This window comes from Streptosporangium sp. NPDC050148 (assembly GCF_055586505.1).
The window spans coordinates 38,658-47,660 of sequence record NZ_JBVJIA010000049.1 but is presented as its reverse complement, the minus strand read 5'-3'; the positions used below and the strand labels follow the sequence as shown (position 1 = coordinate 47,660).

6 protein-coding genes are annotated in these 9,003 nt (G+C 71.3%); 2 read left to right on the top strand and 4 right to left on the bottom strand.

Annotated elements, in window-relative coordinates:
- Window positions 1-479 precede the first annotated feature (479 nt).
- Window positions 480-1,622, top strand: a complete 1,143-nt coding sequence (locus ACZ6RT_RS34785) for an AI-2E family transporter (RefSeq protein WP_470158220.1) — start codon at window positions 480-482, stop codon at window positions 1,620-1,622.
- 4 nt (window positions 1,623-1,626) lie between these two features.
- Window positions 1,627-2,361, top strand: a complete 735-nt coding sequence (locus ACZ6RT_RS34780; protein WP_470158218.1) for a helix-turn-helix domain-containing protein — start codon at window positions 1,627-1,629, stop codon at window positions 2,359-2,361.
- Window positions 2,362-2,449: 88 nt separating this feature from the next.
- Here the strand turns inward: ACZ6RT_RS34780 and ACZ6RT_RS34775 are convergent, their stop codons facing one another.
- The 4 genes from ACZ6RT_RS34775 to ACZ6RT_RS34760 all read right to left on the bottom strand — a co-directional run bounded on the left by ACZ6RT_RS34775 (window position 2,450) and on the right by ACZ6RT_RS34760 (window position 8,864).
- Window positions 2,450-3,307, bottom strand: coding sequence for a PhzF family phenazine biosynthesis protein (locus tag ACZ6RT_RS34775; RefSeq protein WP_399197339.1), 858 nt, complete (start codon window positions 3,305-3,307; stop codon window positions 2,450-2,452).
- A 116-nt stretch (window positions 3,308-3,423) separates the two neighbouring features.
- Window positions 3,424-4,809 (bottom strand): hypothetical protein, encoded by a 1,386-nt coding sequence (locus ACZ6RT_RS34770; protein WP_470158216.1) that lies wholly within the window; start codon window positions 4,807-4,809, stop codon window positions 3,424-3,426.
- Between the two features lie 304 nt (window positions 4,810-5,113).
- The gene (locus ACZ6RT_RS34765) at window positions 5,114-7,144 is read right to left on the bottom strand and encodes a carbohydrate binding domain-containing protein (RefSeq protein WP_470158214.1); all 2,031 of its coding nucleotides are present in this window, start codon (window positions 7,142-7,144) and stop codon (window positions 5,114-5,116) included.
- 160 nt (window positions 7,145-7,304) lie between these two features.
- Entirely contained in the window at window positions 7,305-8,864 is a 1,560-nt protein-coding gene (locus ACZ6RT_RS34760) for a cellulose binding domain-containing protein (RefSeq protein WP_470158213.1), read from the bottom strand.
- Window positions 8,865-9,003: the final 139 nt, after the last annotated feature.

The following is a 9,003-nucleotide window of genomic DNA, read 5'->3' as shown; positions in this document are numbered from 1 at the left end:
TCCGTCCCCCACCCGCGAGGGTGGTTAGGACAGGGTTGTGCTTCATGCACTGGCTTTTAACACACTGTTGAGTTCTCAAGAAACGGACGCGTACATCCGGTCAACCGGACCCGTTCGGGCCGACCACCAGGGGCGTTCCATTTCGTACTACCATTCTAGTGAATCCGCGTGATTCGTGTCAAACTGTCGGTTTTCCCGACCCTCGACCCGAACCCGCCGAGACCGCTAGGATGTCGACCGCCCTGCTTCCAGGGCAACCCCTCTAACTTACTCCAGCATCCGGCCGATGTCCAACCGGACTCCGGCGCGACGCGAACGTCCCGACGAAGGGAGATGATCAGAGGGATGGTCCCGAGGTTCTGGTGATCTTCACCGACTCCCTCGGGCCTGTGAACTATATGTACGCCCCGGGGGGCCGTCAAATCGAAGTGCGAACCCCCGTGTGGACGTGTTTTCCGCCTGCTGGGTAGAGATCGACCATGACGGACCAAAGAGTGTTGCCCAGGGCACTCGTCGTACTTCTCTGCACCGCAGGCGCGGTGGTCACCCTGGCGGGAATCCGGGAGGTCGGATCGATCGTCGGGCCGGTGCTGCTCGCACTCGTCCTGGTCCTGGCGGTCTCCCCGGTCAGAACCTGGCTTCGCGGGCGCGGGGCTCCGGGATGGACGCTGGTCGCGGCCCCGCTGGTGCTGGTCCTGCTGATACTGCTCGGCATGATGGCGATCCTCATCCTGGCGGTCGCGCAGCTCGCGGGGCTCGCGCCCACGTACCAGAAGCAGTTCGGCGAGCTCGTCGTTCAGGCGCAGCAGTTCGCGGCCGGGCTGGGGATCGGCACCGAGCAGATGAACCAGGCGATCAAGTCGTTCGATCCCGGCAAGATCTTCGCGCTCGCCCAGGGGTTCGTCAGCGGCCTGCTGGGGGCGTTCTCCGGTCTGATCCTCATCGTCGTCCTGGTCCTGGCCATGTGCCTGGACGCGCGGGCCTTCTCCGGGGTCCTGAAGGCGGGAGCGGCGCGCAGACCCCTGCTGATCGAGGCGCTTCGGAACTTCGCCCGCAAGACCCGCCGCTACCTCCTGGTCTCGACGGTGTTCGGGCTGATCTGCGCGGCGCTGGACGTCGGAGCCCTGTGGTTCCTGGGCGTGCCGCTCCCGCTCCTCTGGGGCGTGCTGGCGCTGATCACGAACTACATTCCCAACGTCGGTTTCGTGCTGGGACTGGTCCCTCCCGCGCTGCTCGCCCTGCTGGAGGGCGGGATCAAGACCATGATCTTCGTGATCATCGCCTACATGGTGATCAACTTCGTGGTGCAGTCGCTGATCCAGCCCAAGTTCCTCGGGGACGCCGTCGGCCTGTCCACCACCATGACCCTGCTTTCCCTCATCCTGTGGGCGTTCCTGCTCGGTCCGCTGGGCGCGCTGCTGGCCATCCCGCTCAGCCTGCTGGTCCGCGCCCTGCTGGTCGACAGCGATCCCGACGGCGACTGGGCCGCCGCCCTGATATCGGGGGAGGTACCCGGCCGGGACCGGCCGGCCTCCGGTGGGAAGGGGCACGGGGACGAGAGTGGGAAGGGGCACGGGGACGAGGGGCCGGGCCGGGAGAAAAGGCCCGCGCCCGTACGCTGAGGGCATGTACCGCGAGTGGGCGCCCGACGACCGGGTCACCGGGCGGGTGACCTGCGCATGGACCAGCGAGGCGAGTTCCGCCACCACGAAGCTGGTCGTGCCCGACGGCTGCGTGGACCTCGTCTGGGGTCCCCGGGGGGTCCACGTCGCGGGGCCCGACACCGGCCCCAAGCCCGTCACGATGACGCCGGACGAGCGTTACGTCGGGGTCCGCTTCCGGTGCGGCTCGGCGGGCGAGGTCTTCGGTGTGCCGCTCACCGACCTGCGCGACCTTCGGGTGCCCCTGTCGGAGCTGGGGCCGCTCACCGGCCTGTCCGCCCTGGACGCGCTCATCGCCGGGGCCGGGGACCGGTCGCCGAGGGCGGTCGCGGCGACCATGCAGCGGACCCTGGCCGTGCGGCTGCGCTCGGTGCCGGACCCCGACCCGGCCGCACCGGTGATCGCCCGGTCACTGCTGGCGGGACGGAGCGTCGCGGAGGTGGCCTGGGACCTGGGGTTCGGCGAGCGGCAGTTCCTGCGCCGGACGTCGCAGATCTTCGGGTACGGCCCCAAGGTGCTGCAGCGGGTGGTGCGGTTCCAGCGGGCGCTGAAGCTTGCCAGGAACGGCATGCCCGCGTCCGAGGTCGCCGCCACCAGCGGTTACGCCGACCAGTCGCACATGGCCAACGAGGTACGGCGGCTGGCGGGGGTGCCCCTGGGCCGGCTGGTCGCCCCCTCCGGAGACCGGCCGGCCGCCTGACGCGACGCCCTGGACCCGGGAGCGCGGGACGGGCCCAGGTCAGGGAAACAGCCGGGCGCGGCCGGACTCCGTGAACCGGGGGCCTGCGTCAGGAGGTCTCCAGGACCACCGCTCCGCCGCTCACCCGGCTCCGGCCGTCGGGGTCGGCGATCGAGACCTTCAGCGTGCTGGGCCGTCCCATGTCCACGCCCTGCACGACCGTGAACTCCGCGGAGCCCGTGCCCAGGACCCTCAGGTAGCCGCCGAAGGCCGCGGCCGCGGCGCCGGTGGCCGGGTCCTCCACCACACCGCCGACCGGGAAGGGGTTACGGGCGTGGAAACGCTCGTCGCTCTCCTTCCAGAACAGGTCGACCGTGGTCCAGTCCTCGCGGATCATCACCGCCTTGAGCCGCTCGTAGTCGTAGTCGAGGTCGGACAGCCGTTCGCGCGAGGCCGCGGCGAGCACGAGGTGCTGGACGCCGCCGAACGCGACGTGCGGCGGGAAGGCGGGGTCGAGCTCGTCCCGGGACCAGCCCAGGGCGGCGAGGGTCTCCTCCAGCGCCTCCTCCGCGACGGGTGCCGAGCGCGTGGGAACGCTGGTGAGCGTGGCCCGCAGCGCGTCGTCGACGATCTCGGTGTCCACGGCGATCTCGCCGGCACCGGTGTCGAAGAGCAGCCTGCCGGTTCCCAGCCGTTCGGCCAGGGCCACCGCGGTGGCGATGGTGGCGTGCCCGCAGAACGCCACCTCCGCCGTGGGGGCGAAGTACCGGACCTGGAAGGCGCGCCGCTCGTCGTCCCTGGCGGTCACGAACGCCGTCTCGGAGTAGCCCACCTCGGCCGCGACGGCGAGCATCTCGGCGTCGGAGAGCGCGGCCGCCTCCAGGACGATCCCGGCCGGGTTGCCCCCCTCGGGATCATGGGTGAAAGCGGTGTAACGCAGGATTTCCACGGTGTTGTTCACGGACATCGGAATCTACCAGCCCTTCCCCGGACGCTCCGGAGACCGCGACCGCCCTGCAGTCCCGGGCACCCCGGGCGGCCCGTCGTCCGGGGAGGGGACGCGGGCCGCGTGGCAGAGGCGGGTCAGGCGGGCGTGGAGACGGGTGTGCGGGGCGGCGGGCCGCCGGGCGTCCCGGCCGGCCTGGAGACGAGGCGCTCCCACGGCATGGCGAGCGCCAGGATCGGCAGGAGCACCACGGAGCACTGGGCCCAGACGGAGTGCAGGTTCCACCAGGTGGTGGTGTCGAACTGGGTCATGTAGAGGTAGCCGTACCCGGCCCACAGCGAGACGCCGATGATGGCGGGCCAGGCGAAGCGGGTGGGGCGGGCGACCAGGAAAGGCATGAACCACAGCAGGTACTGCGCTCCGAGCCTGGGGGTGACGACCATGAAGGCCAGCAGCAGCGCGGTGGTGAGGTCGACCGGGTCGGCGCGGCGCCACAGCAGGGCCGTGAGCAGCAGGGTGACGTAGATCAGGCGGGTGCCGAAGGTGGCGATCGCCGGGGACAGGGTCCAGTCGCCGCCGACCAGGATGGCGCTGTAGCCCCACTCCCCCACGATCGGGCGGATGTCCTGGATCACCTTGATGACCTCGGGGATCTGGTCCAGCGAGGTGCCGGCGAAGATCGGCAGGGTGACCAGGAAGAAGATCGGCGCGACGGCCGTCGCCACGAGCGCCGCCAGCCGGGCCCGGACGGTGGGCAGCAGCAGGAGCATGCCGGGGATCAACCAGATCGGCCAGCTCTTGGCACAGAGCGCCAGTCCCATCAGCAGTCCGCCGAGCAGGGCGCGGCGCAGTACCCGACGGTCGTCGGGACGCGGGGCGAGCGCCCGCCTGACCACGCCCGCGGGGCCGGTGGCGTGCCGTACGGCCCCGCCGAGGCCGCGGAACGCGACGCTTCTGCGGACCAGCCCGACCACGTCCGTCGTCATGCCCGGCCGGTTCGGGTCGCCGGGACCGCGGGCGACCACGAAGGCGGCGACCCCGAAGACCAGGGCGACCGGCTCGACCTGCCCGTGGACGGAGGCGACGAGGATGGCCAGCGGGTTGCAGGCGTACTGGAAGGCCCGCAGCGAGGCGGCGGGGCCTCCGGCGAGCCTGCCGACCAGCGGGATCAGCACGATGTCGGCGACCACGGTGACCAGCCGCCCGCCCACCTCCCACGGGATGCCCAGCCAGAGCAGCAGGCCGTAGACGTAGGGGATGGTCGGCAGGAAGTGCCAGCCGCCCTCGCTGCCCAGGACGGGATCCTGCCGGTTCAGGATCGCCTCTCCGGCCGGTTTGAAGCTCTCCATGAAGTCGACCGGCTGCCAGCTGTCCAGCGCCGAGGTGGTCATGATGAGCACCCTGAAGCCGATTCCGACCGCCAGCACGACGAGAAGGGAGGGCCGCCAGCCCTTCCACTGTGCCACCAGGGCGAGCACGACACCTGTGACGAGGACGAGCCCCGTGAGAATTGCGTAGTCCATGACGGCGTATAGCCTGCCGGATCCCGGAGCCTGCTAGCGACCCGGTCCCTGAAACGAGACCACTCTGCCAGCTTTCACGACGTCCGGGATCGGGGTCGTCACGGCCGGCGACCGCCCGTGCACACAGCGGGACGGCGCCCGTGACCTCGCGGCCGGGGAGGAGGCCACGGGCCGAGGGGGCGGGACCTCGCCGCCGATCGGAGAAGGGTGGGACCCCGCCACGGATCCGGGGCCTCACCGCGGATCGGAGAAGGGTGGGACCTCGCCGCCGGAAGTCCGTCTCTTCCGGCGGCGAGGGGTTCGGTCAGCCCAGGGCGTTGAGGTAGGCCCGGTGGCTGCGGGAGAACTCGAAGGCGTTGTACCTGTCCCAGTTGATCGACCAGGACATCAGGCCGCGGAGGTTCGGATAGACCCCTCTGGGCCGGTACGACCCGCAGTTCGTCCCCTTCGCCAGGCAGTCGAAGGCCTTCTGGACCTCGGCCACCGTGGTGAATCCGTTCCCGGCGAACGCGGCCGCGGGCAGGCCGATGGCGACCTGCTCCTGGCGCAGCGCGGGGAAGACGTTGTTCGGGTTGCCCGCGATCGGGAAGCCCGCGAGCAGCATGTCGGTCATGGCCACGTGGAAGTCGTGCGTGCCCATGGTGTGGTACTGGCCGTCCAGCCCGACGATCGGCCCGGAGTTGTAGTCCTGCACGTGCAGCAGGGTCAGGTCCGCGCGCAGGGCGTGGATGACGGGGAGGTAGGAGGCGGCCCGCCGGTCGGCCGAGCCGTTCGGGCCGGGGCCGTAGAACTGGTGGCCGAGCTGGACGAAGAACGTCTCCGGGGCCATGGTCAGCACGAAGCGGGAGCCGTACCTGGCCTTGAGCGTCCGCAGGGCGGAGATCAGGTTGACGATGACCGGGGTGGTGGGGGCGGACAGGTTCGTGTCACCGGCGTCGAGGTAGAGGGAGTGGCCCTCGAAGTCGATGTCCAGCCCGTCCAGGCCGTACTTGTCGATGATGGCGCTCACCGAGCGGACGAACGCGTCGCGCGCGGCCGTGGTGGCGAGCTGGACCTGGCCGTTCTGGCCGCCGATCGAGATCAGCACCTTCTTGCCCAGTGCCTGCTTGGCGCGGATCCCGGCGATGAACTCGGCCTCGGACTCGACGTTGGGGCACTCGGCGACCGGGCACTGGGTGAAGCGGATGTCCCCGGAGGTGACCGAGGTGGGCTCGCCGAAGGACAGGTTGATGACGTCCCATTCGTTGGGTACGTCGGCCATCCGGATGTAGCCGGAGCCGTTGGCGAAGGAGGCGTGCAGGTAGCCGACCATCACCCGCTTGGGCAGGCCGCCCGGCTGGGTGCCGGTGACCGTGGCGGAGACCTCGCCGGAGCGGGCGGACTCCCCGGCGGCGTTGACGGCGCCGACCCGGTAGACGTGGGTGCCCGCGCCCGGGGTGTCGGTGTGGGAGGTGGCGGTGGGCGTGCCGATCCTGGTGCCGTCGCGGTAGACGGTGTAGCCGGTCGCCCCCGTGGAGGCGTTCCAGCGCAGCGAGACCGTGGCGCCGTTCACCGTGGCGGTCAGGCCCGACGGTACGGGGGGAGGTTGCGGCTGGTCGGTGCCGACCGTCACGGAGACCGTGGCGGACCTGGCCGACTCGCCCGCCGCGTTGGTGGCGCTCACCTGATAGGCGTGGGTGCCCGTGCCGGGGGTCTCGGAGAAGGTGGTCCCGGTCGCGGTGCCGACCTTGGCGCCGTTGCGGTAGACGGTGTAGCCGGTCGCTCCCGGGGAGGCGGCCCAGCTCAGCGAGGCGACGGTGGCGTTGCCGGTGCCGGTGAGCCCGGTGGGCGTGGCGGGGGGCTGTCCCTGGCCGGGGGCGCCGTCCAGGACGACGTCGTCCGCCTGGTAGGCGCCCTGGCCGTACCAGCCGTTGACGTGGATCGTCACCGAGGTGGTGGAGGGGCCGGTGGTGAACGAGGTGGACAGCCGGGTGTAGGCGGACGGGGAGGACGTCCACGTGCTGGGGTCGGTCCCGCCGGTGCCGGTCGCGCCGAGGAAGACGTAGCCTCCCCTGACCCAGGCCGACAGCGTGTAGGCCGAGGACGGCTTGACGGCGACCGTCTGGCCGCAGCGGGCGGTGTCGCTTCCGGCGGGCGTGGCCTGCAGGGCCCGGGTGCCGGCGTGCACCGGGGAGGTGATCGCCTCGGCTCCCGAGGACTGCGTGCAGGTCCAGCCGGTCAGCCCGTTCTCGAATCCGGGGTTGACCGCGATGTTGGCGGCGTGGGCGGGCGTCGCGGCGAGCATGGCGCCGCCGAGCGCCAGCACGACGGCCGCCGCGAGTTTCCTGAGGTTCATCGGATGTACCCCGCTGAGATCTTTGGAGGGTGGGGGGAGACGGCCCGCGTCGCCGAGACGCGGGCCGTGAGCCGTTCGGGGCCGGTGAGGGCCGGTGGGGACGGGTGACGATCCGGCGGGGACCGCTCGGCGACCGGCCGGGACCGGTCGCCGGACGGGTCTAGAAGCCGGCGGTGACGCGGGTGAAGTCCCAGTCGGCCTGGGCGATGCCGCTGCAGTTGGAGGTCACCCCGCCGCCGGGGCAGGGACGGTCGCGGTTGACCGACCAGTAGGCGAAGCGGGTCAGGCCCTTGGAGCGGGCCCAGTCGCGGATCTGGGTCCAGGCCGCCACCGTGGTCAGTTCCTGCTGGTCGGACAGGCCGTTCATGCCGGAGATGCCCATCCGGGCATACGCCTGCGCGTCGCTCCAGCCGTGGGCGGCCTTGAGCGCGTTCTTCAACCCCTCGGAGGCGTTGACGGTGTCGGTGTAGATGTTGGAGCTGCCGAAGTCGAACGGCATGATCGTGTAGTTGTCGATCGGCACCGCCAGCGCCTTGGCCTGGTTGATCAGGCGGATGCCGTGGGCGTTGGGGCCGGTGGTGGTGGTGCCGAAGGTGACGGCGATCTTGACGCCGGGGTTGTTCTGCTTGACGATCTTCAGGCCGTTCAGGATGCGGTCCTGGACGGTGTAGTTCTCGAACTCGTCGCTGTTTTCGATGTCGAAGTCCACCACCGCGGGGCCGACGGCGTTGATGACCTGCTGCACCGCTCCGGCGAACGCGGCCGGGGTGGCGCAGTTGGGGCCGAGCTTGTTGCCCGACCAGCCGCCGAAGGAGATCTGCACGCTGCCGCCCGCGGCCTTGATCTGACTGATCGCCTGCGCGTCGGCGCCGCCGGTCAGCGGCCGGTTACCGTCCCAGGCCGGGGTACAGCCACCGCTGGAGAGGATGAACGCCATCGTGAACGACTTCACCCCGGTCGCGCTCATCACCGCGGCAGGACTGGGCGGGTTGCCCCAGCCCATGTACAGGTAGGGCGCCCCGGGCATCTTGCCGACCGGGCCGGGGTCGGTGCAGCCGGTGGTGGTGGCGCTCACCGGGGCGCTGGCGGCCGACTCGCCCTGGGCGTTGTACGCCTTGACGGTGTAGGTGTGCGCGGTGCAGGTGCCCAGCGAGCCGATGGTGGCGCTCGTCCCGCTGACCTGTGCGCGCTGGGTGCCGCCCTCGTAGACGCGGTAGCCGGTGACGGTGCCGCTGGAGGCGCCCCAGGACAGGGAGATCGAGGAGTTGGTGGTGCCGGTCACCGACGGGGTGCCGGGCGTGCCCGGGGTGCCGGGGCCGCTGCCGCCGCCGCAGGACGCGCCGTTGAGCGTGCAGTTGGAAGGGGTGGCGCTGCCGGGGGTGCCGTTGAATCCGAAGCTGGCGGTGGCGCCGGGGGCGAGGGTGCCGTTCCAGCCGACGTTGGTGAAGGTGAAGCGCTGGCCGTTGCGGCTCAGCGTCGCGTCCCAGGAGGAGCCGACGGTGGCGCCCGCGGGCAGGTCGAAGGCGACCGACCAGCCGTTGATGGTGGTGGTGCCGCCGTTGGTGATCGTGTACTTGCCCTCGAAGCCGCTGCCCCAGTTGGAGACCTTGGTGAAGACGGCGGTGGGGGACGCGGCGAAGGCCGGGGGCGCGACCGTTGACAGGCCTGCGGACATGCCGATCGCGGCGAGGACCGCGACCAGCGTTCGACGTAGTCTCATGGCTCTTCCTCGTTCGGGGAGGTGGGGGGTGCCGGGGTGGGGGGGGGGGGGGGGGGGGGGGGGGGGGGGGGGGGGGGGGGGGGGGGGGGGGGGTGGGGGGGGGGGGGGTGGTGGCGGTGGGGAGGGGGCCGGAGTGTGG

Bases quoted from the DNA above. Each gene is read 5' to 3' on its own strand.
- ACZ6RT_RS34785 (WP_470158220.1), top strand. From the start codon at position 480: ATGACGGACCAAAGAGTGTTGCCCAGGGCACTCGTCGTACTTCTCTGC.
- ACZ6RT_RS34780 (WP_470158218.1), top strand. From the start codon at position 1,627: ATGTACCGCGAGTGGGCGCCCGACGACCGGGTCACCGGGCGGGTGACC.
- ACZ6RT_RS34775 (WP_399197339.1), bottom strand. From the start codon at position 3,307: ATGTCCGTGAACAACACCGTGGAAATCCTGCGTTACACCGCTTTCACC.
- ACZ6RT_RS34770 (WP_470158216.1), bottom strand. From the start codon at position 4,809: ATGGACTACGCAATTCTCACGGGGCTCGTCCTCGTCACAGGTGTCGTG.
- ACZ6RT_RS34765 (WP_470158214.1), bottom strand. From the start codon at position 7,144: ATGAACCTCAGGAAACTCGCGGCGGCCGTCGTGCTGGCGCTCGGCGGC.
- ACZ6RT_RS34760 (WP_470158213.1), bottom strand. From the start codon at position 8,864: ATGAGACTACGTCGAACGCTGGTCGCGGTCCTCGCCGCGATCGGCATG.